An 876-nucleotide genomic window follows, 5' to 3' on the forward strand; every position below is an offset into this window, starting at 1 on the left:
GAGTAGCACGTCGCCGCTACCAAACATAGTTGGGCCCCGGTCGAGCAACAGCTCCCGGGGCCCAACCCATACCCACAACACAACCACGAACACCCCCGGCAGGACAACACAATCCCCGGGAATTTCGCATATCCAAAGCACATGCACAATCACCGCCTTTCATAACTTATCTGTATATTCGACAAGCGGCGCGTGAGGTAGAGTCGTCATAAGCTGCTGATGGGGGTCTCCATGCATTACTTCACGCCGAAACGTTGCGCTACGTCGAACAAGATCATGTATCACGACAAGGCTCAGGCCCAGTATGCCGCCGATCAGAGCCTCATCGAGAGAGGTGCCGAACTATGGGTATACCGGTGCGAGTTCTGCGGCACCTGGCACCTCACCCATCGCGATCCGAGCACCAGCTATGCCCACACTCCCCTGAACCAGCAGCTCAAGCCACGCAGCCGCAAGAAGGGATACAAGCCGCGCAGACGCTGATGATGCGGTGTTTGGTGTGTAATCGGAATTCGTATGGATCCGTCGACGGGGATGGATCGTGGAGCGCGACACGCTCGTGGACGTGGAAATTATTTCTGATGCCAGTGATTGCGTTTCCGGCCTCTACACTGGTTGTAGACGTGATTTTGCACCCTTTTGCGACACGCCGGGCGAAGCTTATGTTTCCAATGGGTTAGGCGATGTCTGAGGACTTCGGTTTGCGTTGATCGGGCAAGTGGTGTAAGTTATTCATTCGCTGCCGCTGAGCGGTTGGTTTCCTTTCTTCTTCAAGTTCAAGGTTTCCTGCTGGTTCAGTGTGCTTGGTGGTTTGAGAACTCAAGAGTGTGTTTGTACTACTTCTTTATAGTCAATGATTGCCAGTCCGCTGCAGGC

The 876-nt window shown here is 54.1% G+C and carries 1 protein-coding gene; it reads left to right on the forward strand.

Annotated features, from left to right (window positions below; all coding sequences use genetic code 11):
* Positions 1 to 231 precede the first annotated feature (231 nt).
* Positions 232 to 483 (forward strand): hypothetical protein, encoded by a 252-nt coding sequence (locus EMB92_RS11405; protein ID WP_107044975.1) that lies wholly within the window; start codon positions 232 to 234, stop codon positions 481 to 483.
* The last annotated feature ends 393 nt before the right edge of the window (positions 484 to 876 follow it).

This window comes from Bifidobacterium callitrichos, from assembly GCF_008698085.1.
GTDB lineage: Bacteria > Actinomycetota > Actinomycetes > Actinomycetales > Bifidobacteriaceae > Bifidobacterium > Bifidobacterium callitrichos.

Bases quoted from the DNA above. Each gene is read 5' to 3' on its own strand.
- EMB92_RS11405 (WP_107044975.1), top strand. From the start codon at position 232: ATGCATTACTTCACGCCGAAACGTTGCGCTACGTCGAACAAGATCATG.